Raw genomic sequence first — 24,862 nt, forward strand, 5'->3', positions numbered from 1 at the left:
CATACGTTTTCCTCGGTCCGCCTCGACCTACTCCCGACACAACGAACCCGAAAGGATGACGTAGATGACGACAGCACAGGGATCCACCACGTCCACCACCGCCACCGGCTCGAACGGTGCGCTGGACAAGAAGACCGACTCCACCGGTGCACTGGTCGCGTCCGACGGCCGCACCACCATCGCGGACGTCGTCGTGTCCAAGATCGCCGGCATCGCCACCCGTGAGGTCCAGGGCGTGCACGACGTGGGCGGCGGCGCGACCCGCGCCATCGGTGCACTGCGCGAGCGCATCCCCGGCGCCCGGGTCAACCACTCGCAGGGCGTGTCCGTGGAGGTCGGCGAGAGCCAGGCAGCCGTCGACATCGACATCGTGGCCGACTACGGCGTGTCCATCGCGGATCTCGCCGCGGGCATCCGTCGCAACGTGATCGACGCGGTCGAGCGGATGACCGGCCTGCAGGTCACCGAGGTCAACATCACCGTGCACGACGTCTTCCTGTTCGAGGAAGAAGACGAGCGCGACGACGCAGCACCCGCACGCGTTCGATGAGCCCCGCGGCACCGTCGGGCAGCGATCGCGCCGATCTCGTCGCGGACGCGGTCGTCGCGGTGGACGGAGTCGCCTCGTTGCACGGCGGGATGTTCGGCGAGATAGGCACCTACCTTCCCGGTAGGCGCGTCGCCGGGGTCGCGATTCGGGACGACGGTACCGAGATCCACATCGCCGTGACCCCGGACGCCGTCGTACGCGAGACGGCCGACGCGGTTCGCCGCGCGGTCCGTGCGGTGGTCGATGCCCCGGTGCACGTCGTGGTCGAGGACGTGGCGTCGCCGTCGGACGGCGGCGCCGACACAGGGTCCTCCGGACCGGAACCGACCGAGTCCTCCGAGCCGGGGTCGACCTCGGCTCCCGGGGGTACTCTCCGCCCGTGACCCAGCCTCGTCCGCCGCACGCCGACCCCGCCTATCGCGAGGCTCGGCGTGCGGCGGCGAGAGCGCACCATCCCGACGCCGGGGGCGACGCCGAGTCGCTCATCCGTGCGTTGCGCGACATCGACGCGAAGTTCTCCCGCGGGACCGTCGCGACGCAGGTGGTCGTCGGCGTCTCCCGACGACGGCTCGCCGTTCGCCGCCTGTCCCGGGTCCGTCGACTGCTGCCCGCGCGGCGCACCTACGTCGACCTGCCCACGAGCTCGGCCGACCGGCCACCCAGACCCACGGACCCACGTTCTCCCTCCCGGGAGAACTGACCGCTCTCCACGATCGGAGCACCATGACTTCCTCGACCATCGGCCTTCTCGCCGGCCTCCTTCTGGCAGTCGCTGCCGCAGCCGGCGGATTCACCGGATTCCTCGTCGCTCTCGTCCTGGGTGCGATCGGGTTCGCCGTCGGCGCGTACCGCGACGGAAACTTCGACCCCGAGGCACTCCTGCGAGGTCGCGGCCGTGGCTGACACCGCCCCGAGCGACACGGCGGACGCAGCGGACACCGTCTCGAAAGGCCTGTCCGACAGGCCCGACCCCGGGACGATCGACCCCGCGCAGCGTGGGTCGCTCACAGTCCTCGATCGCGCGGTCGAGTCCATCGCCGACGCCTCCCTCGGTCGCACCGACGGTGTCGTCACCTCCGGCGGGAGCTTCGGCCGCAAACCGTCCCGTGTGAAGGTGACGAAGCAGGACGACCGCGTACGCGCCGCCGTCGACGTGACCGTGGCGTGGCCGCGCTCGGCGGCGTCCGTGGCCGACGATCTCCGCCGCGACATCGCGCGCGGCATGACCGACTCGGGCCTGCGCACGGATTCCGTCGACGTACACGTCGGCGACTTCGGTTCCGTGTCCTCGTCCGCCGCGCCGGCGTCGGGCGCGACTCCGGCGCCGACCACCCGGCCGCTCGCGGCTCCGGCCGCGACCCCGATCGCGATCGTGGTGTCGCTGCTGCTCCTCGCCGGGGCCGGTGTGCTGATCCGCGACGCGCTGGTCGGGTTCTCAATCATCAGCGGTCGAGAGTGGACGGCGAGCGCACTCGACTGGATCGACGGACTCACACCCCTGTCCTGGATGTTCCCCGCGGGCATCGCCGTGGCGGTTGTCGGAGTTCTCGTCGTCCTGGCCTCGCTCAAGTGGCGCGCCCGTCGGTACCGGTCCAGCGGGATCGCGGACGACGTGTGGGTGCACAAGGCCGACCTGGCGAAGGTGACCGAGCCGGAACCCACGGTGGCGGCCGCACCCGAGACCACGGCCACCCCGACTGTCGCAGGAGGCGAGAAATGAAGCGGACCACGGTGTTCTTCGACCGCCTCGGTGTCCTGATCATCGGACTCGCGCTCGTGGCCGTCGGCGGTGGCGCCGCACTGTGGCAGCGCGATCGACTCCCGTTCGAACTCACCGAGGTCGACGCGTCGGTGGTGACCGACGCGCAGGACCAGCAGTGGTGGCCGTGGGCTCTCCTCGGCGCCGGAGTGCTGATCGCGCTGCTCGTGGTGTTCTCACTGGTACGAAGGCTGCCGTCCTCAGCGGGGCGCACCCTGTCGCTGCCGGTCACCGGCGATCCCGACGGCCGCGTGACCGTCGATCTGCGATCGGTCGCTCACAGGGCGGCCGACACCGCCCGCGAGGTCGACGGGGTGAAGTCCGCGCGTGCGCGTCTGCGTCACGAGCGGTCCGACGGTCGCCGTGTCCCGGTGATCACCGTGGTGGTGCGGGCCGAGGAGTCCGCATCGCTGCGCACCGTAGCGGAGAAGTTGACGGACGTGCGCAGCGCGGTCGCGTCGGTCGTCGGCGACGGTGCCGTCGGCGTTCGGGTACTGCTCTCGGCCTGACCCTCGCGGCTCAGAGCGCGAGTGCGGTGGCCACGACGGCCAGTCCTGCCGGGACGATCTGCACGAGCGCGCCCTTCATCATCCGACGGTCGGTGCCGAGCAGAACACTGCCGGCGCCGACCATCGATCCCGCGGACACGAAGACCAGGACGGCGCCGACGGTGTGATTCCCCGCCGCCAGGTTCACCGCGCCGACCGCGGCACCCACCGCGAGGAACAGGTTGTAGAAGCCCTGGTTGAAGGCCCACCGCTCGACGACGTCGACGTGGGACTCCTCCCGCACGCCGAAGACGTGACGGCCCTTGGTGCGGAAGACCAAGGACTCCAGAACGAAGATGTACACGTGGAGCGCGGCGGCGAGAGCGGCCAGAACAGCAGCGACGGCGGTCATGCCGGTCAGTATGCGCCGCACCTGCCACACGGCACGGGGCCAGCACCAGTTGTGTTTTCTCACGAAGTTGTCACAGGAGCCCCGGGACCCTCGTCCGGCGCGTACGCTTCGGCCCACGGACGAGATGGTGTATCGCTCCACGATCCCGCTTCGTTACACACAGATTCGGCGTCGTGTCGACGCCCCTCGTGTCGGGGAGAACCACATGCACGACCTTCTGGCGCACCGCTCACACGCGGTCAACACCGGCCACACCGAGATGATCCGCGCGGTCTTCTGCGATGAGTTCGAGATCGGCGTGGACCAGGACGTCCTGACCACCATCTCGTGCGGCGACATCGGGCAGTGGGTGTCCGATCTGCGGTTCACCGGCCTGTTCCTGCCGGGTGAGATCGAGGCCATCGAGCGCCAGTGGAACACCGACCCCGCAGGTCTGGTCGCCGCGCTCATGGGCGGCATCGACGAGGTCGGGCGGCGCCGCTCGGCGCATCAGGCTCCGCAGGTCGACGTGGTCGCCCAGCGCTTCGTCGGCTGACCCGGCTCGCCGGGCCGCGCGTCCGTCAGCGGTTCTTCGGGGGCCTGTTGGTCTGCGCCCGGCGCGCCTCTTCCTTCTCCTTCACGCGGACGGCCTCGCGCTGCACCTCCGCGTAGTTCTCGCGTTCGGCCTTCAGCCAGTCCGGTTCCTCGGCGGACAGCGCGTCGATCTCGGCCTGCGTCATCGAGTCGGACACGTCGTTGCGCGCCAGTGCGGTGTTGGTGACGCCGAGTTTGCGCGCCACGACGTCGCGGGGGAACGGCCCCGCCGTCCACAGATCGCTCAACCACTGCGGCGGATTCTGGCGCAGAGCCTCGAGGTCGCCTCGCGTGATGGGCTGGGAGCGAAACTCCTCCGGCGCCGCCGGCAGGAAGATCCCGAGCTTGGCAGCAGCCGTCAGAGGCTTCATCGTCTGGGCGTTCAGGTCCTGGCTCACCGCGCCAGCGTAGCGCCCGCACGGCCGACCACGGCCGAGCGCAGCGGGAAGTCGGCCGAGCGCAGCGGGAAGTCGGCCGAGCGCAGCGGGAAGTCGGCCGAGCGCAGCGGGAAGTCGGCCGAGCGCAGCGGGAAGTCGGCCGAGCGCAGCGGGGACTACGCTGGCCCGGTGAACGATGCGACCGTCCTGCGCTGGTACATCGAGGTCGCCGAGACGCTCGCGTTCGGGCGCGCGGCGAAGGCGCTGAACATCTCCCGGCTCCGACTGAGTGCCGCGGTCAAGGAACTCCAGGACGAGGTCGGCGAACCCCTGTTCGTTCCGGGCGACGGGCCCACCGAACTCACCGAGGCCGGACGGGCTCTGCTCGACCGGGCCCGCGACATCGTGGCGGAGGACGATCGCCGCCGCGCCGAGGAGGCTGCGGCAGCGCCGGCGCGGCCGACGCTGCGGGTCGGTTTCGTTCCGGGAGTGACGGTCACGAAATGGACCCGGATCTGGGCGGATCGCCACCCCGGCACCGACCTGCAGACGGTCGTCGTCGAGGAGTCGGACCAGCTCGACGCGCTGCGGACGGGTGTGGTCGACATGTGCTTCGTGCGGGAGCCCGCCGAACGGGAGGGGCTGCACTGCGTCCCGCTGTACTCCGAGGTCGCCGTCGTGGTGGTGCCCAAGGACCATCCGGCCGCGGCCTACGACGCCGTCACGCTCGGTGATCTCGAGGGCGAGTCGCTGCAGGACGGCTCCGACCGATCCGAGGCGTCGCTGCCGACGACGCTCGAGATGGTGGCCGCCGGTGTCGGCCCGGTGCTCGTGCCGCACTCGTTGGCCCGACTGCACAGTCGCAAGGACCTGCTCTACCGGCCCGTCACCGACGCGGACCCCACCCGGATCTTCCTGGCCTGGCCCACATCGGTCGCCGCACCCGAAGAGGGAACACTCGACCTGCCGCAGGAGTTCCTGGGGGTGGTGCGCGGACGGGCCGCGCACAGCTCGCGTACCGAGTCCGAACGCGGGACACCGCCGAGGAAGAAGAAGAAGGCAGCTGCTCCGGGGCCGGCCGCCAAGCGAAGTCAGGTGCCCCGCCGACGACGCTGACATACTGTCGCCGTCGTGACGAGTGGAAAGGCGGGTTCGTGAGCGACCCAGCTCCCCGAAGTTCGGCCGGCGCGAGCAAGCCGGCCATCCTCACCGTGGACGACGATCCCGGGGTGTCCCGCGCCGTCGCCCGCGATCTGCGGCGCAAGTACGGCGAGAAGTACCGCATCATCCGGGCGGAGTCCGGCGAGTCCGCCCTGGAGGCGTTGCGAGAGATCGCGTTGCGCGGTGACCAGGTCGCGGTATTGCTCGCGGACTACCGCATGCCGTCGATGAGCGGTCTCGAGTTCCTCGAGCAGGCCATGGACATCTTCCCGTTCGCGCGCCGCGTGCTCCTCACGGCGTACGCGGACACCGACGCCGCCATCGAGGCGATCAATGTCGTCGACCTCGACTACTACCTGCTCAAGCCGTGGGATCCGCCGGAGGAGAAGCTGTACCCGGTGGTGGACACGCTGCTCGACGCGTGGCACGCCGCCGACATCCGGCCCATCCTGGAGACCAAGATCATCGCGGGTCGGTGGGCGTCTCGATCGTCGGAGATGCGCGAGTTCCTCGCCCGCAACAGGCTGCCGTACCGGTGGTTCCTCGCGGACGAGCCCGAGGGAGCGCGTCTGTTGGCGGCGGCGGGTCACGACGATCGCACGCTGCCGGTGGTGGTGTGCGCGGACGGGTCGTGTCTGCTCGACCCCACCGACACCGAGTTGGCCGAGTACTTCGGTCTGGGCACCACGCCGACGGAGGACTTCTACGACCTCGTCGTCGTGGGCGGCGGGCCCGCCGGCCTGGGCGCGGCCGTCTACGGCGCGTCCGAGGGTCTCCGGACGGTCCTCGTCGAGCGCACCGCGACGGGTGGGCAGGCGGGCCAGAGCTCGCGCATCGAGAACTACCTCGGTTTCCCGGACGGGGTGTCCGGCGCACAGCTGGCCGAGCGTGCACGTCGGCAGGCCGAGAAGTTCGGCGCCGAACTCGTCACCACCCGCGAGGTCGCGGGTGTCGAGGTCGACGGGCCGGCGCGCGTGGTGCGTCTGACCGACGGCAGTGCGATCGCCGCGCACTCGATCATCCTCGCCACGGGTGTCTCCTACCGCCGGCATCCGGCGCCGGGGGTCGACGAGTTCGCCGGTCGCGGCGTCTTCTACGGCTCCGCGGTCACCGAGGCGGTCGGCTGTACCGATCAGGACGTGTACATCGTGGGCGGCGCGAACTCCGCCGGTCAGGCAGCGATGTACCTGTCCAAGTGGGCGCGGTCGGTGACCATCGTGGTGCGCGCCGAGTCGCTGGAAGCCTCCATGTCGTACTACCTCGTGCAGCAGATCGAGAAGAACCCCGTCATCTCCGTCCGCCCCTGCACCGAGGTGACCGCCGCGCACGGCGACGGCCACCTCGAACAGATCACCCTGCGCGACAAGGTCTCCGGCGACGAGGAGACCGTCGACACGGGCTACCTGTTCCTCTTCATCGGGGCGGCGCCGCGGACCGAGTGGCTGGACGGCGTGGTGGTGCGCGACCGCCACGGCTTCGTCGTCTCGGGTCAGGACCTCACGGTCGACGGGGCCCGCCCTCCGGGCTGGTCGGTCGACCGCGCACCGCACCATCTCGAGACCAGCGTGCCCGGCATCTTCGCGGCGGGCGACGTGCGCGCGGACTCCGCCAAGCGCGTCGCGTCGGCCGTCGGTGAGGGTGCGATGGCCGTCATGCTCGTCCACCGCTATCTCGCCCAACCCTGACCACCGCACGCGTCCCGGAAGCTGGATCATCATGACCGAACTCGACTGCAGCACCGAGGAACTGAAGACGCTGTTCCTCTTCGAGTCGCTCGACGACGAGCAGCTCGAGCAACTGTGTGCCAACGGGCACGTGGAGATGATCGAGGCCGGTCCCGTGTTCGCGGAGGGCGACGACGCCACGTGCTTCTACGTGCTCCTCGACGGGGAACTGGTGCTGACCAGGATGTCCGGCGGCGAGAAGATCGAGGTGAACCGCACGTCGTCGCGGGGCGTCTACGCGGGTGCGTGGCAGGCGTACCTCGGGGACCGCGCCCCGCAGAAGTACATGTCGGGCATGGACGTGACGCGTCCGTCCCGGTTCTTCGTGCTCGACGCCGAGCGGTTCGGAGACCTGGTTCGAGAGTGGTTCCCCATGGCGGTCCACATGCTCGAGGGACTGTTCTTCGGTCAGCAGAGCAGCAAGCAGGTCATCGACCAGCGGGAGCGGTTGCTGGCGCTGGGGTCGCTGTCGGCCGGTCTGACACATGAGCTGAACAACCCGGCCGCCGCGGCGGTCCGTGCGACGGCGGCGCTGCGGGACCGGGTGTCGCACATGCGCCGCAAACTCGGCGTCATCGCGTCGGGCGTCTACGACACCGACTCCCTGACGGGTCTGATCCGCCTGCAGGACGAGGCCGCCGAACTGGTGGGCAAAGCGCCGGAGCTCACTCCCATGGAGGCCTCCGACCGGGAGGACGCGCTGGGGGAGTGGTTCGAGGACCACGGCATCTCCGACGGGTGGGACCTCGCCCCGACCTTCGTGCAGGCCGGCATCGAGGCCGACTGGCTCGAGCGCGTCGCCGCGGACACGGGGGCGGAGCTTCTCGAGAGCACGATCCGCTGGCTGAACTACACCATCGAGACCGAACTGCTCATGAACGAGATCTCCGATTCCACCACACGGGTGTCGACGCTGGTCAACGCCGCGAAGCAGTACTCGCAGATGGACCGTGCGCCGTTCCAGAAGGTGGATCTGCGGGTCCTCCTCAAGAGCACCCTGGTGATGCTCGGTCGCAAGATCGGCGACGACATCACGGTGGTCAAGGACTTCGACCCGGCGCTGCCTCCCGTCGCGGCGTACGCCGCGGAGCTCAACCAGGTGTGGACCAACCTCATCGACAACGCCGTACAGGCCATGGACGGCCACGGAACGCTCACTCTGCGCACGGCGCGGGAGAACGACACGGCCCTCATCGAGATCGGGGACACCGGCCCGGGGGTTCCGGAGGCGATCCGGTCCCGCATCTTCGAACCGTTCTTCACCACCAAGCCTGTGGGCGAGGGCACCGGTCTGGGCCTCGACATCTCGTGGCGGATCGTGGTGAAGAAGCACGGCGGCGACCTACGGTTGCTGTCGGAGCCGGGAGACACCCGGTTCCAGGTACGAATACCGATCGACGGCCCGGCCGGGGCGCCGATGCCGACCGCAGAGGAGGAAGTCGGATGAGCACGAACGGAATCGACACCGCGGTACCGCCCAGCGGCACGGGCTGCGTGGAGTGCGACGCCACCGACGGGTGGTGGGTGCACCTGCGTCGGTGCGCTCAGTGCGGCCACGTCGGATGCTGTGACTCCTCACCGTCGCAGCACGCGAGTGCCCATGCCGCGACCAGCGGTCATCCCGTCGTGCAGTCGTTCGAACCCGGGGAGACGTGGTTCTGGAACTACGTCACCGAGGAGGGCTTCGACGGTCCCGAACTCGCTGCGCCGCAGCATCATCCGATGGACCAGACGGTGCCCGGACCGTCGTCTCGGGTCCCCTGGGACTGGCAGCGCCACGTCCGCTGAACCCAACATCGAATCGTTATGGAGTTACCCGCCGGTAGGGACGAGCGGGCGGTAAGGTCTGCGGTGCATTGCACGATGCATTCTCTCGCACAGCCTCAGGAGCCGTCCGTGTCGTTCATTCCCACCTCGTCCTTCTTCTCCAACGCCACGCGCTCGGATCGAAGTTCCTCTCGTGCAACGCGATTCGGCGCAGCCGTCGCGGTCGGCGCCACCATCGCCGCAGGGGCGATCCTCGGTACCGGGGTGGCGTCCGCGGCTCCGGTCACCTGCGTGTCCCCGCCCGCGGCCAACGACATCCAGGTGAGCGACACGGCCAGCTGCGGAGCCAAGGCCACCGGCGCCGGCGTCGCCACGTCGTCGGCGTCCGAGAGCGGTACCGCGGTCAGCGTCGCCGACGGCGGGCGCTCGACGTCGAACGCCACCGGCTTCGGCACCGCGCTGAGTGCCGTTCTGGGAGCGGGTACCTCGTACTCGTACTCCCTCGGTGGCGGCATCTCGCAGTCCTTCGCCACGAACGGAGCCACCTCCGTCGCCATCGCCGGGTACGGCGGCGGCGCGACGGCCAGCACGGTCACGGGCGTGAACTGCGCCGGTCTCAACTCCTTCGCTCTCGACCTCTCCACCGGGCGGTCCTGCATCGCCGGTCTGTAACCGTCGTGAACGCCACCGTCCTGGCGGTGCTCTGCGCCGTCGGGGCGGCGGTGTGCATCGCTGTCGGTACCGTCGTCCGCCAGCGGTCGGCGGCGTCGATTCCCGACGAGTCCGTCGGTCGGCTGGGACCCATCACCACGCTGATCCGCGAGCCGCTGTGGTGGATCGGCACGGTCGTCGGCATCGGCGGCTACGGCCTGCAGGCGGCGGCGTTGGGGCTCGGATCCCTTCTCCTGGTGCAGCCGCTCCTCGTGTTGTCCCTGCTGTTCGCGCTGCCGCTGGGTGCTCGGTTCTCCGGCCGCACCGTGTCGGCGAAGGACTGGCTGTGGGCTGCCGCGCTGACGGCGGCCATCGCGGTCCTCGTCGTCGTGGGCGATCCGCGGCCCGGCGTGGAACGCGCCGAGACGCGGCACTGGGTCGTCGTTCTCTGCGTCGGAATCCCGTTCGTTCTCGCCTGTGTTCTCGGCGCGCGCAGCGGCTCCCGGTCCCGGCGCGCCCTGCTGCTGGGACTGGCCGGCGGTGCGCTGTTCGGCGTCGCGGCCGTGCTGACGAAGAGTGTCGTCCACCTCGCCGGACGCGGACCGCAGCCGCTGCTGACCTCGGTCGAGCCGTACGCGCTCGTGGCCGTGGCCGTGGTCGCGATCTCGCTGCAGCAGTCGGCCTTCCAGGTGGGTGCGTTGCAGGCCTCGCTGCCCGCGACGACCGTGATGGAACCGATGGTCGCGTCGCTGCTGGGATTCGTCGTGCTGGGCGAGTACCTCGACGCCGATCGTGAGGTCACGGTGGTGCTGGTCGTCGCCCTGATTCTCGTGGTGGTCTCGGCGGTGGCCCTGGCCCGGTCCGCGGGCGCGGCCGAGAACGTCGAACCCGCCCATCCTGCCCCGAACCCGTAGCGGCACTAGGCTCGTCGCATGAGTCCGATCGGTGGGGTGCTGTTCGACATCGACGGTGTGCTCATGACCAGTTGGCGTCCCGTGCCCGGGGCCGCGGAGACGGTGAGCACGCTACGCAGCAACGACGTGGCGTGCGCGTTCCTGACCAACACCACGTCGAAGACGCGGGAGCAGATCTCCGACGCGCTCACCGATGCGGGCATCGAGGTGCACGCCGACGAGATCGTCACCGCGGCCACTCTCACCGCCGACCACCTGCGGACGCGGTACCCCGGTGCACGGTGCGTCCTCCTCAACAGCGGCCGGATCGCCGACGATCTGCCCGGCGTGGAGTGGGTCGACAGCGATCCGGACGTGGTGGTGCTCGGCGGCGCCGGCGAGCAGTTCACTCACGAGGCGCTCAGCCGGGTCTACGACTGGATGTGTCAGGGCGTGCCCGTCGTCGCGATGCACCGCAGCCTCATGTGGACCACGGCCGAGGGGCTGCGCATCGACACGGGCATGTATCTGACGGGCATGGAATCGGCGTCCGGCCGCACGGCGACGGCCGTCGGCAAGCCGGCGCCGCTCGGTTTCCAGACGTCGGCGGAACGCATGGGCGTCGATCCGGACCTGGTGGTGATGGTCGGGGACGATCTCGACAACGACGTGCTCGCCGCCCAGGTCGTCGGCATGCGCGGCATGTTGGTCCGCACGGGCAAGTTCCGTCAGGAACGCCTCGACCGGCACGCACGCGACCAGTACGCGATGCAACCGGCGTTCGTCGTCGACTCCGTCGCGGACCTGCCGGCGGTGCTGGAGATCGGTCGGTAGTGGTCCTGCGGCCGGGATCCGAGTTCGCGGGGTTCCGCGTCGAGAGACTGCTCGGTCACGGCGGCACCGCCGAGGTGTATCTCGCCCGACGTGGATCGGCACCGCCGGAGACCCTGAAGATCCTGCGTGCGGACGCCCCGCGGGACGCGTTCGCGGCCGAGGTGCGGATCGGGGCCCTGCTGCAGCACCCGAACATCGTCGCGGCGCACGATCACGGCGAGTTCCGCGGGCGGCCGTGGATGTCGATGTCGCACGTCGACGGGTACAGCGCCGCCCGCCTCGTCGCGCGCGGACAGATCCCACTCGACGTCCACCGAGCCGCCCGCATCGTCGACGGCGTGGCGAGAGCCCTCGATCACGCGCACGGGCTCGGGATCGTCCACCGGGACGTCAAGCCGGCCAACATCCTGCTCGCGAGTGTCGCCGATGCGGACACCCGGGAGCAGGTTCTGCTGTCCGACTGGGGAATCGCGCGGTCGACGTCCTCGCCGACACCGCTGGTGTCGGACGACGGGACGGTGCTGACATCGATCGGCTACGCGGCACCCGAACTGCTGCGGGGCGGCACGCTCACCGCCCGCACCGACATCTACGCGCTCGGTGCCACCCTCGTCGAACTGCTCACGGGACGGCCGCCGTTCCCGCTGGCCACTCCGTTCGCCGTCATGGACGCCCAGCTGAGGCGGACCCCGCCGTCCGTCAGCTCGCGTCGGGCCGACCTGCCGACCCGCCTCGACGCCGTCGTGCAGCGCGCGCTGGCCAAGGAGCCGCCGGACCGGTTCGCGTCGTGCCACGACCTGAGCGTGGCGGTGGCGCGGGCCCTGAGGGACCACGCGCCACCTGAGCCCGGCCGGCCTCCGGCCTCCCCGCCACCTGAGCCCGACCGGCCTCCGGCCTCCCCGCCACCTGAGCCCGGCCGGCCCTGGTACCGACGTCGCTAGTCGCTCGGCGTCTCGGGATCCGTCGGCCGGTTCGCGACGACGGGGTACTTGCCCGTGTAGCCCATCCGCTCCTCGGCGACGCTGAGGACGCGGGCCCGGACGAGGAACCAGCCGCCGATGAGCATCGGCACGATGACGACGAGTGTGGCGACGGTCCACGTCCCGATCGGCGCGTCGAGCGCCATGAGAACCAGCACCGCGGCGAGGAACGCGAGCGTCGCGTAGCTCGTGTACGGCGCCCCGAAGAGCCGGAACGACGGCCGTTCGAGGATGCCCTTGCGGCTCCACCGGTAGAGCTGCAGCTGGCAGAGCACGATGGTCGCCCACGAGGCGATGATGCCGAGGGCCGACATGTTGAGCACGATCTCGAACGCCTCGCCGGGCTTGAACGCGTTGAGCGCCACGCCGAGGAGTGTCAGGGCACCGGTGAGCAGGATGCCGCCGTAGGGGACACCGTTCCGGCTCATCCGCGCCGTGAACGACGGCGCGCTGCCGTTCATCGCCATCGACCGCAGGATGCGGCCCGTGGAGTACAGCCCGGCGTTGAGGCTGGACAGCGCCGCGGTGACCACGACGATGTTCATGATCGTGCCGGCGCCCTCGACGTCGATGCGGGAGAAGAACGTGACGAAGGGGCTCTCCCCGGCCCGGTAGGTCGTGTACGGCAACAGCAGCGCCAGCAGGATCAGCGATCCCACGTAGAACACCGCGATGCGGAAGATGACGGAGTTGATGGCCCGCGGCATCACCTTCGCCGGGTTCTCGGTCTCTCCGGCCGCGGTCCCGACCAGCTCGACGGCCGCGTAGGCGAAGACGACACCTGACGTGACGATGACCAGCGGCCACGCCCCGGTGGGGAAGAGGCCGCCGTTGCCCGAGATGACGCCGAAGCCGGTCGACTGGCCGTCGACGTCGAAACGACCGGCGAGGAAGACGGTGCCGACGACCAGGAAGGTCACCAGCGCCGCGACCTTGATCATGGCCGCCCAGAACTCCATCTCGCCGAACCACTTCACCGACACCAGGTTCACGGCGAGCACGATGGCCAGTGCGATCAGGGCGATGGTCCATTGCGGGATGCCCTTGAAGGCGCCCCAGTAGTGCATGTATGTCGCGACGGCCGTGACGTCGACGATCGCCGTCATCGCCCAGTTGAGGAAGTACATCCACCCGGCCGCGTAGGCGGCCTTCTCGCCGTAGAACTCGCGGGCGTAGGAGACGAACGATCCGGAGGACGGGCGGTGGAGCACCAGCTCGCCGAGCGCTCGGAGGATGAAGAAGACGAAGACGCCGCAGACGGCGTAGGTGATGAACAGGCCCGGGCCCGCGGACTCGAGGCGGCCGCCCGCGCCGAGGAACAGGCCGGTGCCGATCGCGCCGCCGATGGCGATCATCTGCAGTTGCCGAGGCTTCAGGCCCTTGTCGTAGCCCTCCTCCTCGTGTGCCATCGCCGAGTTGTCGTAACCGGTGTCGACTGCATCGGACACGATGTGGTCCTTTCGTCCGCAGGGGTGGGCGGGTGCATATGTCCGATTCGCGTGGATTCTGTTGTGGCGCGCGACAACTGGTCGCGTCACACATTCTTCTCACGCGTGAGTCGGTCGTCGTTCCGGCACGTGAACACCGTGTGAATCGCGACCACTCGACGATGACCTTGCACTCGACCACCTCGACTGCTAGAAATCTGGTTGGCACTCGCGTACTGTGAGTGCCAGGTCGAAGAGGTGAGATCGGGAATCATCGACACCCCTGGTCGTCCGTCGCGGGCACCGACTCGGCCGGATGTGGAAAGGGAGCGACCCACCCGCGGTCGCTTCGTGTGTCACCCCCAATCCGGAGGATCACTTCGCAATGGCCAAGATCATCGCGTTCGACGAAGAGGCACGCCGTGGCCTCGAACGGGGCTTGAACAGCCTCGCCGACGCAGTCAAGGTGACGTTGGGCCCCAAGGGTCGCAACGTCGTACTCGAGAAGAAGTGGGGCGCCCCCACGATCACCAACGATGGTGTGTCCATCGCCAAGGAGATCGAGCTGGAGGACCCGTACGAGAAGATCGGCGCAGAGCTGGTCAAAGAGGTCGCCAAGAAGACCGACGACGTCGCAGGTGACGGCACCACCACCGCGACCGTTCTCGCTCAGGCACTCGTCCGCGAAGGCCTGCGCAACGTCGCAGCCGGCGCGAACCCGCTCGGCCTCAAGCGCGGCATCGAGGCAGCCGTCGCCGCTGTCACCGAGTCCCTGCTGAAGTCCGCCAAGGAGATCGACACCAAGGAGCAGATCGCTGCGACCGCTGGTATCTCCGCAGGCGACGCGTCCATCGGCGAGCTCATCGCCGAGGCCATGGACAAGGTCGGCAAGGAAGGCGTCATCACGGTCGAGGAGTCCAACACCTTCGGCCTGCAGCTCGAGCTCACCGAGGGCATGCGCTTCGACAAGGGCTACATCTCGGGATACTTCGTCACCGACGCCGAGCGTCAGGAAGCCGTCCTCGAAGACGCGTACATCCTGCTCGTCAGCTCGAAGGTCTCCACCGTCAAGGACCTGCTGCCCCTGCTGGAGAAGGTCATCCAGTCCGGCAAGCCGCTCCTGATCATCGCCGAGGACGTCGAGGGCGAAGCGCTCTCCACCCTCGTCGTGAACAAGATCCGTGGCACCTTCAAGTCCGTCGCCGTCAAGGCACCGGGCTTCGGTGACCGTCGCAAGGCGCAGCTCGCCGACATCGCCATCCTCACCGGTGGCGAGGTCATCAGCGAAGAGGTCGGCCTCTCCCTCGAGGGTGCCGGACTCGAGCTGCTCGGCCAGGCTCGCAAGGTCGTCGTGACCAAGGACGAGACCACCATCATCGAGGGCTCCGGCGACGCCGACGCCATCGCGGGTCGTGTCTCGCAGATCCGTTCCGAGATCGAGAACTCCGACTCGGACTACGACCGTGAGAAGCTGCAGGAGCGCCTGGCCAAGCTGGCCGGTGGCGTTGCAGTCATCAAGGCCGGTGCCGCCACCGAGGTCGAGCTCAAGGAGCGCAAGCACCGCATCGAAGATGCCGTGCGCAACGCCAAGGCAGCTGTCGAGGAGGGCATCGTCGCCGGTGGTGGCGTCGCGCTGCTGCAGTCGGCTCCCGCACTCGAGAACCTCAACCTCACGGGCGACGAGGCCACCGGCGCGAACATCGTTCGCGTCGCCCTCGAGGCACCGCTGAAGCAGATCGCGTTCAACGCCGGCCTCGAGCCCGGCGTCGTCGCGGAGAAGGTGCGCAACCTCCCCCTCGGCCACGGCCTCAACGCCGCGACCAACGAGTACGAGGACCTGCTCGCCGCCGGCATCAACGACCCGGTCAAGGTCACCCGCTCGGCACTGCAGAACGCAGCGTCGATCGCGGCTCTGTTCCTCACCACCGAGGCCGTCGTCGCCGACAAGCCGGAGAAGGCCGGAGCGCCCGCGGGCGATCCGACCGGCGGCATGGGCGGCATGGACTTCTGAGTCCCGCTCCCTGATCGCACGAGAGCCGGTCACCCTCACGGGTGGCCGGCTCTCGGCGTTCCGCGGTGAGTTCCGGCGCCCCGTCGAGTCGGTATCGGTATGACGAGACTGCTGTTCGTCCACGGCGCCGGCGGCGAGGACGACGACGAGCCGATGGCGGAGGAGTTCGGCGCGCTGCTCGGCGCGACGGTCGACATGCCCCGCATCCCGAGCGACGACATGAGCGTCGAGGCGTGGGCAGGACCGATACGCCGCGGCCTCGAGGCGAGTCCCGACGTCGTGATCGCGCACTCCTTCGGCGCCACCGTCCTGCTGCACGTGCTCGCTTCGGTCCCGGTTCCCGCCGCCACGTTGCTCGCGATGCCCGACTGGAGTGCCGCGGGCTGGGACGTCCACCAGTACGAGTGGCCGACCGTCTCGCCGGAGGTCTCCCTGACGTTGCACCACTGCCGCGACGACGACGTGGTGCCGTTCGCGCACCTCGCACTGGCCTCCGCGCGGCTCCCGGGCGCTCGGGTGGTCGAGCACCAGCGGGGTGGGCACCAGTTCGAGGGTGCTGTCGGGGAGGTTGTGGCCTCGCTGCACGTGTAGGCACCCGATCGTCGGTAATTCTGCGAAACGGCAGATTCGGGTGCGATCGGGTGCAGTCACGTGCGTCGTCGAGCCAAGGATCGTCGACGGCGCACGGTGGCGACTACCTCGTCCGCGACAGCGTCGACGTGGGCGGACACGGTCGCTGCGGAATATCGCAGCACCATCCAGTCGTCCAACACCAGTGCGTTCTGGCGGCGCCGATCACTGGTGAAGACGTCTGCAGCCGTGTGGAACTCACGCCCATCGATCTCCACCACCACGCGCCCGCGCCGGTCCACCAGATCTCCGTAGTACGGGCCGACCTTGCCATTGATTTCCAGGTGCATGTTGCGGGCGGTGAGAGCTCGCGCCACCATGCGCTCGGGTTCGGACAGTGTGTGGGGGCATGCTCGCCGCAACTGGTCACGCAGCAGACGCATGCCGGTCATCCCCTTCGCCTCGTCGCACAGCTGCGCCAGGGAACGCCAGCTCACCGCCCGTGACAGCGCCCTGTCGATCACCTTCTCGAACTGCGGCCGGGTCAACGTGCCGGCGACGTCGAGGATCGCGTGTTCGAGGGACACGACAGGTATGTCCCCCAACCATCTGACGTTCGTCAGGGTTCGACGATGCAACCTCACCCAGTCGGGACCCCTCGTGGTGCCGGTCCTCGGAACAGTGGCGTGCACCAGGGCCGGCTCCTCGGGGAGAAGGTCCCACATCCACGCCGCGGTGTCGTGGCTGAACACTGCGTCGGGCTTCCAGAGCCTCACTGCCTCGCATCGTGTGGTGTACGTAGGCACTTCCGACGAGTAGACACCGGGAAGCACACGGTGAAGAGCGCCGCGTGCCGCCCGCCGGCTCACCGTCGAGCCGTCGATTCCGCCGGCGATGAGCTGGTGCCAGGTGAATACGTCCATCGCAACAGTGTCGCGACGCCCGTAGTGGCGGTAGTCCAACTAGGAGGTGCCCCTGTGGACTACCGATCGCTCATCAAGAGCCCTCCAGCGGCTGTTGCATCTGGAGCCACATTATGGTGCCGGAATCTGCCATTCCGCTGATTCGTGCGCGATCGGGTGCACTGACGTGCGGTCAGCGGCCGGGTACGTAATGCCGGGGATTGTCCCGACGCCCGAGGGGTGGCAGGTTGCGGTCGGGGGTCTCCGCGAGCGGCGAGTTCGTGGGCTGCCGACCGGCAGCGATGTCGACGCCGGCTCGGGCTCGGGGATGCATACGCCGGCGCGCCGGGACCATGCGGAAGGCCAGGTTCACCAGTGTGCCGACGCGGCGGAGCCATCGCTCGTCCTTGTCGGTCCAGGTGTAGCCCAGGAGATCTCGGACCGCTGGGTCGTAAAGACCGACGGTCATCCGAACCGCGGACTTCTCGATGCCGGGGAGCAGAAGGGCCCACACTCGCCGGGGCAACCAGGGGAGGAAGGGTGGGCGGGGGAGGGCGGACATGTCGAGCACCGAGCGTGCGGCGGCGGTGTCCTCGAGTACCTCGCGGCACATGTGGTCCCAGTAGCGCTGGAAGTCGGGCCAGGTCTCGGGAACCGGGCGCATGCTCATGCCGTACAGGGAGTACCACTGCCGGTGTTCGACGAACAGCTGCTCGCGCTCGGCCTCGGTGATGCCGCCCATGAAGTAGTCGGCGGTGAGCATCGTGCCGACGAAGAACGTGGCGTGCGCCCAGTAGAAGACGTCGGGATCGAGGGCGTGGTACGGCTTCCCGTGGGCGTCGAGACCGCTGATGTCCTTGTGATAGTTCCGGATTCGAGCGCCGGTGTCCGCCGCACGGTCGCCGTCGAAGACCACGCCCCCGATGGGGTACAGCGACCGCATCACGCGCTGCCATCGCTCGGACTCGAAGGTCGAGTGCTCGGTCACGGCAGCGCCGAGTGCCGGGTGCATGTTCTGCATGGAGCCGGCCCAGGGCCCCTGCAGCATGCCGCGCCAGTCCCCGAAGTATCGCCAGGTGAGTGACTCCGGCCCCAACGGCTGACTACGCATGTTGTCACCGTAGGGTGCAGGGTGGACGGTCGTCAACAGTGAGGTGTCGCAACGTGACCACGCTCGAGGCGCGGCGAGAGCAGCGACGCGCAACCCTGCTGGCGGTCGGGGTGGAACTACTCGGCTCGGTCGGTCGGCCCGCCGTCACCGTGCGCTCGGTGTGTTCGCGCGCCTCGCTCACCGAACGCTACTTCTACGAGAACTTCACCGACCGGGACACGTTCGTGCGCACCGTCTATAGCGATGTCGCCGGGGGTGCGCGCGAGGCACTGGTCACGGCCGTGGGTCAGGCCCGTCGCCCGGACGAGCGCGCCCGCCGTGCCGTCACGGCGTTCGTGGAGTTGATGATCGACGAACCGGCTCGTGGCCGAGTGCTGCTGACAGCCCCGTTCGTGGACCCCGCGTTGAGCACGCTGGGCATGGCGACGATGCCCGTCTTCGTGTCGGTGGTGGGCGAGCAACTCGAGTCCGACGACGCGGATCGCCAGCTGACGGCGACCGGCGTCGTGGGGGCGCTCACGGCTCTGTTCACGATGTACCTCGACGGCGGAATCGAGGTGGATCGACAGCGGTTCGTCGATCACTGCATCGGTGTCGTCACCTCGGCCGGCCGCAGTGGTCGACGGGCATGATGGATCCATGGCACCAGTGATCAGCACCGTCAGGGCCGGGGTTCTCGACGTCGCCTACGAGCGCCACGGCGATCCGGCGGGGCGGACCGTCGTACTGCTGCACGGCTTCCCGTACGACACCCGCTGCTACGACGACGTCGCGCGCATCCTGGCGAAACAGGGATTCGATGTGATCGTTCCGTATCTGCGCGGCTTCGGCCCGACACGCTTTGCCGACGCCGGAACGATGCGGTCGGGTGAACAGGCGGCACTCGGTCACGACCTGCGTGAACTGATTGCGGCGCTGGACCTCGACCGGCCACTCGTCGCCGGGTACGACTGGGGCGGCCGGGCTGCGTGTGTCGTCGCCGCTGTCTGGCCGGAGTCGGTGTCGGGTCTTGTCAGCGTGTCCGGATACCTGGTTCAGGACCGTGCGGCGGCTGCCACGACGCCGGCCCCACCGCATCTGGAGAAGCGGTACTGGTACCAGTACTACCTCCATTCCGAGCGAGGTCGCGCCGGTCTCGCGGCGTACCGCGCGGAGATCGCACAGACGCTGTGGACCGACTGGTCGCCGACGTGGAGGTTCGGTGACTCCGAGTTCGCCGCCACGGCGCCGTCGTTCGACAACCCGGATTTCGTGGGCGTGGCGGTCCATTCGTACCGCCACCGGTACGGCCTGGTACCCGGGGACGCGGCCTACGCCGAGACCGAACAGCTGTTGGCGACGCAACCGCGAATCACGGTGCCCACCATCGTGATCGATCCGACGGAGGACACCGTGGCGGCGCTGTACGGAGCATCCGACCACTCGGCGCACTTCACCGATCTGATCGACGTCCGCGCCGTCGACGCCGGGCACAATCCGCCCCAGGAACTCCCGGGACAGTTCGCCGACGCCGTCCGGACGCTGGCGGAGAACTAGCCGACCGCGAGCTCTCCCAGCTCGTTCCAGTCGGTCCCGTCCACTTCCTGGCTGATGATCTTCGGGGTCTCCTGCAGGTACGGCGGGAGGTCCTTCTGCGCCTGCTTGAAGTGGTCCGACTGGACGTGGGCCGCGCCGGCATCCGGGTCGCGGAAGGCCTCGACGAGGACGTACTCGGTGGGATCGTCGAGTGTGCGCGACCAGAAGTACCAGAGGCATCCCTCCTCCGCCTGGCAGGCCTCGGTGAAGGCTCGCGAGATCTCGGGCCAGTCGTCCGCGTGCTCTGCCTTCACTCGGAACTTGGCGGTGATGAAGATCAAGGGGTGCTCCTTCGCTCGTACGAACTCCGACGTGTTCCTGTGTACCCCCTCGGGCCGCACTAGTATCGCGTCATGGCAGCCACGTCACCGGCGATCGAACTCCAGGTCAGCGGACGCACGGTGCGGGTGTCCAACCCCGACCGCGTGTACTTCCCTGCGAGCGGTGCCACCAAGCGTGATCTCGTCGAGTACTACCTGTCTGTCGGCGACGGCATCGTGCGCGCGCTGCGGGAGCGGCCCTGCATGATGCACCGGTTTCCCGACGGTCTCGCCGGGGAGAAGGTGCACCAGAAGCGGTTGCCGAAAGGCGCTCCGGACTGGATGGAGACGGTGCGGGTCACCTTCCCGCGCTACAACCGCACCGCGGACGAACTCTGCGTCACCGAACTGGCGCACGTGATCTGGGCCGTGCAGATGTCGACGGTGGAGTTCCATCCGTGGAACAGCCGGCGCGCCGACGTGGAGAGTCCGGACGAGTGGCGCATCGATCTGGATCCGATGCCGGACTGCTCCTTCGACCGGGTGCGCCGGGTGGCGGCGGTGACGCGCGAGGTGCTCGACGAACTCGGTGCCGTCGGGTGGCCGAAGACGTCGGGCGGCAACGGGTTGCACGTGTACGTGCGTATCGCGCCGGAGCAGGGCTTCGCCGATGTCCGCAGGGCTGCACTGGCGTTCGCCCGCGAGGTCGAGAGGCGCGCACCCGAGGACGTGACGACGACGTGGTGGCGCAAGGATCGCGATCCCACCAAGTTGTTCGTCGACTACAACCAGAACGCGCGCGACCACACCATCGCGAGCGCGTACTCCGTGCGCGGCAATCAGGACGCGACGGTGTCGACGCCGATCACGTGGGACGAGATCGTCGACGTGGAGCCGCGGGACCTCACCATGTACACGGTGCCGTCCCGATTCGCGGATCTAGGTGATCTGCACGCAGGAATCGACGATGCCGTGTACTCGATCGCCCCGCTGATCGAGTGGGCCGAGCGCGACGAGCGGGCGGGGCTCACCGAACCGGACGAATGATCTCACGCGCCGCTCGCCGGCCGGAGCGCACGGCTCCGTCGAGGTAGCCGGGCCAGCGATCGGCCAGATCCGTTCCTGCCCAGTGCACGCGGTCCGTGGTCAGGTCCTGATGGTGGAAGACGCCTCCGTACGGCGGGATCGCGGTGGGCGCCCCACCCAGCCAGGGTTGCGCCGACCAGGTGATGTCGTCGACACGACGAGGTGACCGCGCCCGAGGGCCGAACAGCCGCACCAGCTCGGCGACGACGATGTCACGGCGATCTGTGCGGGAGAACAGGTCCGCCGCGGCTCGACCGCCACTGAAGGCGACCAGGATGCCGGGCGAGTCCCCTCCGGCGTTGCCGTCGACGATCATCTGGACCGGGCCGTCGACGTCGAGTGCCGTTCCGGTGAGTCCGTTCTCGCGCCACCACGGACTGTCGTACACGACGATGGTCTTCGCGTACTCGCCCATGCGGGAGGTGCGCATCCGGTCCCCGAGTCCGGCGGGGAGCGCGCCGTCGATGTCGGCGGCGCGGGGGAGGGGAACCGCGAGAACCACCGACGATGCGCGGACTGTGCCGTCCGCGGTGACCACGTCGACTCCGGAGGTGTCCGGCCGGATCGCGATGACGGGTCGAGACGTCTCCGGCGGGGCGGGGAGGTGCTGTGCCACAGCTGAGATCAGCGATGCGGTGCCGTCCACGAAGTAGCGTTCCTGCGCTCCGTCACGCACCTCGGCGATCGCCCGCAGGCTGCCGGCCGCGCGCAGGTACTCGAGTGCGGCTCGGGCGGGGACCTCGTCCGGGTCGGCGCCGAAGATCAGCCGGAAGAAACACGTGAGGATGTCGCGGCCGTAGGCGGAGGGAAACATCCGACGCGCGAGAACGTCGGACATCTCGTGATCTCCGGGCCGCCAGGTCGACAGCAGCGGCACCGCGCGGTCGACGGTGCGGACCGCCAGGTCGAGGCGCGCGATACCCGAACCGACGGGGAGCCACTCGCGAACGGGGATGCGCGGCACCTGACCGTGATAGCGGTGGACGCGGCCGGCGGCCGCGAACACTTCGTCCGCACCCCGTCGCCGTCGCGGTTCGGGAGCCGTGTCGACACCGAACTCGGCGGCGAGTGCGCGCACCGCGGTCTGGTCTCCACCGATCCAGTGGGCGCCGTGATCGACGTGGTGACCTTCGGTGTCGACGGTGAGAACCTTGCCGCCGATCCGGTCGGCGGCCTCGAGGACGATGACCGAGCGCCCCGCCCTGGTCAGGTCGAGTGCTGCCACCAACCCGCTGAGTCCCGCCCCGATCACGACCACGTCCCCCGACATATGCCCACCCTACGGGTGGGCATATGTCCTCAGGTCACATCGTGCGTGTCAGCCTCTCCGCCAACAACTTCGCGAACGACGCCGGGTCGTCCAGCTCGCCACCCTCGGCGAGCAGGGCTGTGCCGTAGAGCAGCTTGGCGGTCTCGGCCAGCGCCATCTCGTCCGTCTTCTCCGCATGGGCCTTCTCCAGTGCGGTGACCAGTGCGTGGTCCGGGTTGAGCTCGAGGATGCGCTTGGTCTTGGGGACCGGCTGGCCGGAGGCGCGGTACATCTTCTCGAGCTGCGGGCTCAGGGAGAAGTCGTCGCCGACGATGCAGGCAGGTGAGGTGGTCAGGCGTGAGGACAGGCGGACCTCCTTCACGTCGTCGGACAGCGTCTCGGCCATCCACGAGGTGAGGTCGGCGAACTGCGCTTTTCGTGCGTCCTTCTCCTCGGTCTCCGCCTCGTCGTCACCCAGATCGACGGCACCCTTCGCGATGGAACGGAACGGCTTCCCGTCGAACTCGGGTACGGACCCGGTCCACATCTCGTCGACGGCGTCGGTGAGGATCAGCACCTCGAGTCCCTTGGCGGTGAACGCCTCCATGTGCGGGGAGTTCTCCACCTGCTGGCGCGACTCGCCGGTCATGTAGTAGATCGCGTCCTGGCCGTCCTTCATCCGAGAGACGTACTCGGCCAACGTGGTCGGCTTCTCGTCGCTGTGGGTGCTGGCGAAGGACGACAGCTCGAGGAGAGTGGACTGGTTGTCGTGGTCGGAGAGCAGGCCCTCCTTGAGGGCGCGGCCGAACTCGGTCCAGAACGTCGTGTACTTCTCCGGCTGGTTCGCCTGAAGATCCTTGACTGTGCTCAGCACCTTCTTCGTCAGGCGGCGCCGGATGGCGCGGATCTGGCGATCCTGCTGCAGGATCTCGCGAGAGACGTTGAGGGACAGGTCCGCCGCGTCGACGACACCCTTGACGAAGCGCAGGTACTCGGGCACCAGCTCCTCGCAGTCGTCCATGATGAACACGCGCTTCACGTACAGCTGGATGCCGATCTTCGACTCCCGCATGAAGAGGTCGAACGGTGCGCGCGACGGAATGAACAGCAGCGCTTGGTATTCGAAGGTGCCCTCGGCCTTCATGGGGATGACCTCGAGCGGCTCGTCCCATGCATGGCTGACGTGGCGGTAGAACTCGGTGTACTCCTCGTCCGAGACCTCGTCCTTCGAGCGCGTCCACAGCGCCTTCATCGAGTTGACCGTCTCGTCCTCGAGCACCGTCGTGGCGTCGTCGCCCTCGCCGGTGGTCTTCTCGACCTGCATGCGGATGGGCCACGCGATGAAGTCCGAGTACCGCTTCACCAGTTCGCGGATCTTGTGCTCGGACGTGTAGTCGTAGAGGTGGTCTTCGTCGTCGGCCGGCTTCAGGTGCAGGGTCACGGCGCTGCCCTGAGGCGCGTCGGACACCTCCTCGATGGTGTACGTGCCCTCACCGCTGGACTCCCAGCGCGTCGCGGTGTCCTCACCCGCGCGCCGGGTCACGAGGGTGACCTTGTCGGCCACCATGAACGTGGAGTAGAAGCCGATGCCGAACTGGCCGATGAGCTCCTCGGACGCGGCCGCGTCCTTCGCTTCCTTCAGCTTCGCGCGGACCTCGGCGGTGCCCGACTTCGCGAGCGTGCCGATGAGATCGACGACCTCGTCGCGCGACATGCCGATGCCGTTGTCCCGCACGGTGAGGGTGCGGTTCTCCTTGTCGATCTCCAGGTCGATGTGGAGATCGGAGGTGTCGGCGCCGAGATCCTTGTTCTGGAACGACTCGAGTCGCAGCTTGTCCAGCGCGTCCGACGAGTTGGACACCAACTCGCGGAGGAACGAGTCCTTGTTGGAGTAGACCGAGTGGATCATCAGATCCAACAGCTGCCGGGTCTCGGCCTGGAACTGCATTTCTTCGACGTGCGCGGTCACGTGACTCCCCTGATCGAAACAAGTGCCTGGTGGACCCTCGTATTTTACGGCAACCGTGCCTGCGTTCCCGCATGCCTCTTCCCCCGTAACAGTCCGCACGGTACGGTTTTCGAAGGCCGGGGCTCTCCCATCGGAAGGTGTGTGTCATGGTGCGAATCGGACTACGGCGAGTGGTCGGTGGAGTACTCGCCGCCGGAGCCGTCACGGCGGGATCGGTGCTGGCAGGGGCGGGAACCGCCTCCGCGGAGCCGACCTACGTCGGGCCGCTGTACTACGAGGTGGTGCCGGGGATCTTCCCCACGTGTCCGGACGTCGCTGCTGCGGAGCGCGCCAAGGGCACCACGATCCTGGTCGACTGCGTCCGCTGGTTCGGACCTCAGAGCGGTCCGTTCACTCCGTACCAACTCATCGCCGGCATCGCACCCCTCGACGGCAGTTAGCCGGCTCGTGTCCTGATCGTGACGTGAGTACAGGTAACGACGCCACGAAAGAGACCGATGGGTATGTCAGAGGGGGCGGCGACCGGCCGGCTC

General features: G+C 68.7%; 29 protein-coding genes. 21 read left to right on the forward strand and 8 right to left on the reverse strand.

Annotation, left to right across the window (positions count from 1 at the left end):
* Positions 1-64: 64 nt before the first annotated feature.
* The 6 genes from QE397_RS00755 to QE397_RS00780 are packed head-to-tail and all read left to right on the forward strand — an operon-like array spanning position 65 to position 2,818.
* Positions 65-550 carry an Asp23/Gls24 family envelope stress response protein gene (locus QE397_RS00755; RefSeq protein ID WP_056441439.1) on the forward strand — a complete coding sequence of 162 codons (486 nt, stop codon included), beginning with the start codon at positions 65-67 and terminating at the stop codon, positions 548-550.
* Positions 547-933, forward strand: a complete 387-nt coding sequence (locus QE397_RS00760) for a hypothetical protein (protein WP_231476392.1) — start codon at positions 547-549, stop codon at positions 931-933. Before QE397_RS00755 ends, QE397_RS00760 begins: the two co-directional genes overlap by 4 nt.
* Positions 930-1,250, forward strand: coding sequence for a hypothetical protein (locus QE397_RS00765; RefSeq protein ID WP_307091072.1), 321 nt, complete (start codon positions 930-932; stop codon positions 1,248-1,250). The genes QE397_RS00760 and QE397_RS00765 overlap by 4 nt, the downstream gene beginning before the upstream one ends.
* A gap of 23 nt (positions 1,251-1,273) precedes the next feature.
* Positions 1,274-1,453: a DUF2273 domain-containing protein gene (locus QE397_RS00770; RefSeq protein WP_027506261.1), complete on the forward strand. Its 180-nt coding sequence runs from the start codon at positions 1,274-1,276 to the stop codon at positions 1,451-1,453.
* Complete coding sequence (locus QE397_RS00775; RefSeq protein WP_307091073.1) at positions 1,446-2,270, forward strand: Asp23/Gls24 family envelope stress response protein; 825 nt, start codon at positions 1,446-1,448, stop codon at positions 2,268-2,270. Before QE397_RS00770 ends, QE397_RS00775 begins: the two co-directional genes overlap by 8 nt.
* Positions 2,267-2,818, forward strand: a complete 552-nt coding sequence (locus QE397_RS00780; RefSeq protein WP_027506263.1) for a hypothetical protein — start codon at positions 2,267-2,269, stop codon at positions 2,816-2,818. The genes QE397_RS00775 and QE397_RS00780 overlap by 4 nt, the downstream gene beginning before the upstream one ends.
* 10 nt (positions 2,819-2,828) lie before the next feature.
* Here the strand turns inward: QE397_RS00780 and QE397_RS00785 are convergent, their stop codons facing one another.
* Positions 2,829-3,209, reverse strand: coding sequence for a DUF1304 domain-containing protein (locus QE397_RS00785; RefSeq protein WP_307091076.1), 381 nt, complete (start codon positions 3,207-3,209; stop codon positions 2,829-2,831).
* 205 nt (positions 3,210-3,414) lie between these two features.
* On the opposite strand from QE397_RS00785, the gene QE397_RS00790 reads away from it, so the two are divergent.
* A complete protein-coding gene (locus QE397_RS00790; protein WP_155957051.1) occupies positions 3,415-3,744 on the forward strand; it encodes a hypothetical protein in 330 nt (109 codons plus the stop codon).
* 25 nt (positions 3,745-3,769) lie between these two features.
* Here the strand turns inward: QE397_RS00790 and QE397_RS00795 are convergent, their stop codons facing one another.
* On the reverse strand, positions 3,770-4,180 hold the full coding sequence (locus QE397_RS00795; RefSeq protein WP_056441446.1) for a DUF5997 family protein: 411 nt from the start codon (positions 4,178-4,180) through the stop codon (positions 3,770-3,772).
* A gap of 168 nt (positions 4,181-4,348) precedes the next feature.
* Between QE397_RS00795 and QE397_RS00800 the strand changes: the two genes are divergently transcribed.
* The 8 genes from QE397_RS00800 to QE397_RS00835 all read left to right on the forward strand — a co-directional run bounded on the left by QE397_RS00800 (position 4,349) and on the right by QE397_RS00835 (position 12,130).
* A complete protein-coding gene (locus QE397_RS00800; RefSeq protein ID WP_051613454.1) occupies positions 4,349-5,275 on the forward strand; it encodes a LysR family transcriptional regulator in 927 nt (308 codons plus the stop codon).
* A 38-nt stretch (positions 5,276-5,313) separates the two neighbouring features.
* Complete coding sequence (locus tag QE397_RS00805; RefSeq protein WP_027506267.1) at positions 5,314-7,005, forward strand: FAD-dependent oxidoreductase; 1,692 nt, start codon at positions 5,314-5,316, stop codon at positions 7,003-7,005.
* Between the two features lie 31 nt (positions 7,006-7,036).
* A complete protein-coding gene (locus QE397_RS00810; protein ID WP_307091079.1) occupies positions 7,037-8,491 on the forward strand; it encodes an ATP-binding protein in 1,455 nt (484 codons plus the stop codon).
* Positions 8,488-8,832, forward strand: a complete 345-nt coding sequence (locus QE397_RS00815; protein WP_056441460.1) for a UBP-type zinc finger domain-containing protein — start codon at positions 8,488-8,490, stop codon at positions 8,830-8,832. Before QE397_RS00810 ends, QE397_RS00815 begins: the two co-directional genes overlap by 4 nt.
* Positions 8,833-8,907: 75 nt before the next feature.
* On the forward strand, positions 8,908-9,483 hold the full coding sequence (locus QE397_RS00820) for a DUF6764 family protein (RefSeq protein WP_037186116.1): 576 nt from the start codon (positions 8,908-8,910) through the stop codon (positions 9,481-9,483).
* Positions 9,484-9,488: 5 nt separating this feature from the next.
* A complete protein-coding gene (locus tag QE397_RS00825; protein WP_307091082.1) occupies positions 9,489-10,376 on the forward strand; it encodes a DMT family transporter in 888 nt (295 codons plus the stop codon).
* A gap of 18 nt (positions 10,377-10,394) precedes the next feature.
* On the forward strand, positions 10,395-11,189 hold the full coding sequence (locus tag QE397_RS00830; protein WP_027506272.1) for an HAD-IIA family hydrolase: 795 nt from the start codon (positions 10,395-10,397) through the stop codon (positions 11,187-11,189).
* Positions 11,189-12,130, forward strand: coding sequence for a serine/threonine-protein kinase (locus QE397_RS00835; RefSeq protein WP_307091085.1), 942 nt, complete (start codon positions 11,189-11,191; stop codon positions 12,128-12,130). The genes QE397_RS00830 and QE397_RS00835 overlap by 1 nt, the downstream gene beginning before the upstream one ends.
* Here QE397_RS00835 and QE397_RS00840 read toward each other — a convergent pair.
* Entirely contained in the window at positions 12,127-13,578 is a 1,452-nt protein-coding gene (locus QE397_RS00840) for an amino acid permease (protein ID WP_307097296.1), read from the reverse strand. The genes QE397_RS00835 and QE397_RS00840 overlap by 4 nt on opposite strands.
* 403 nt (positions 13,579-13,981) lie before the next feature.
* On the opposite strand from QE397_RS00840, the gene groL reads away from it, so the two are divergent.
* Both groL and QE397_RS00850 read left to right on the forward strand, forming a co-directional pair.
* The gene (gene groL, locus QE397_RS00845; protein WP_027506274.1) at positions 13,982-15,607 is read left to right on the forward strand and encodes a chaperonin GroEL; all 1,626 of its coding nucleotides are present in this window, start codon (positions 13,982-13,984) and stop codon (positions 15,605-15,607) included.
* A gap of 99 nt (positions 15,608-15,706) precedes the next feature.
* On the forward strand, positions 15,707-16,198 hold the full coding sequence (locus tag QE397_RS00850) for an alpha/beta hydrolase (protein ID WP_307091087.1): 492 nt from the start codon (positions 15,707-15,709) through the stop codon (positions 16,196-16,198).
* A 56-nt stretch (positions 16,199-16,254) separates the two neighbouring features.
* On the opposite strand, the gene QE397_RS00855 is transcribed toward QE397_RS00850, so the two are convergent.
* The gene (locus QE397_RS00855) at positions 16,255-16,764 is read right to left on the reverse strand and encodes an endonuclease domain-containing protein (protein WP_307091089.1); all 510 of its coding nucleotides are present in this window, start codon (positions 16,762-16,764) and stop codon (positions 16,255-16,257) included.
* 508 nt (positions 16,765-17,272) lie between these two features.
* Positions 17,273-18,190, reverse strand: coding sequence for an oxygenase MpaB family protein (locus QE397_RS00860; protein ID WP_307091091.1), 918 nt, complete (start codon positions 18,188-18,190; stop codon positions 17,273-17,275).
* Positions 18,191-18,243: 53 nt separating this feature from the next.
* Between QE397_RS00860 and QE397_RS00865 the strand changes: the two genes are divergently transcribed.
* Entirely contained in the window at positions 18,244-18,822 is a 579-nt protein-coding gene (locus tag QE397_RS00865) for a TetR/AcrR family transcriptional regulator (RefSeq protein WP_307091094.1), read from the forward strand.
* A gap of 7 nt (positions 18,823-18,829) precedes the next feature.
* Positions 18,830-19,726: an alpha/beta fold hydrolase gene (locus QE397_RS00870; RefSeq protein WP_307091095.1), complete on the forward strand. Its 897-nt coding sequence runs from the start codon at positions 18,830-18,832 to the stop codon at positions 19,724-19,726.
* On the opposite strand, the gene QE397_RS00875 is transcribed toward QE397_RS00870, so the two are convergent.
* Complete coding sequence (locus tag QE397_RS00875) at positions 19,723-20,046, reverse strand: putative quinol monooxygenase (RefSeq protein ID WP_307091097.1); 324 nt, start codon at positions 20,044-20,046, stop codon at positions 19,723-19,725. The genes QE397_RS00870 and QE397_RS00875 overlap by 4 nt on opposite strands.
* Before the next feature lie 72 nt (positions 20,047-20,118).
* Between QE397_RS00875 and ligD the strand changes: the two genes are divergently transcribed.
* Positions 20,119-21,072 carry a non-homologous end-joining DNA ligase gene (ligD, locus tag QE397_RS00880; RefSeq protein WP_307091099.1) on the forward strand — a complete coding sequence of 318 codons (954 nt, stop codon included), beginning with the start codon at positions 20,119-20,121 and terminating at the stop codon, positions 21,070-21,072.
* Here the strand turns inward: ligD and QE397_RS00885 are convergent.
* Together QE397_RS00885 and htpG are read right to left on the reverse strand one after the other, a co-directional pair.
* Positions 21,053-22,381, reverse strand: a complete 1,329-nt coding sequence (locus QE397_RS00885; protein WP_307091101.1) for an FAD-dependent oxidoreductase — start codon at positions 22,379-22,381, stop codon at positions 21,053-21,055. The genes ligD and QE397_RS00885 overlap by 20 nt on opposite strands.
* 34 nt (positions 22,382-22,415) lie before the next feature.
* Complete coding sequence (gene htpG, locus QE397_RS00890) at positions 22,416-24,308, reverse strand: molecular chaperone HtpG (RefSeq protein WP_373425271.1); 1,893 nt, start codon at positions 24,306-24,308, stop codon at positions 22,416-22,418.
* A gap of 167 nt (positions 24,309-24,475) precedes the next feature.
* On the opposite strand from htpG, the gene QE397_RS00895 reads away from it, so the two are divergent.
* Positions 24,476-24,769 carry a hypothetical protein gene (locus tag QE397_RS00895; protein ID WP_307091104.1) on the forward strand — a complete coding sequence of 98 codons (294 nt, stop codon included), beginning with the start codon at positions 24,476-24,478 and terminating at the stop codon, positions 24,767-24,769.
* Positions 24,770-24,862 lie beyond the last annotated feature (93 nt).

Source organism: Rhodococcus sp. SORGH_AS_0301 (genome assembly GCF_030818285.1).
In the GTDB taxonomy this organism is placed as follows: Bacteria; Actinomycetota; Actinomycetes; order Mycobacteriales; family Mycobacteriaceae; genus Rhodococcoides.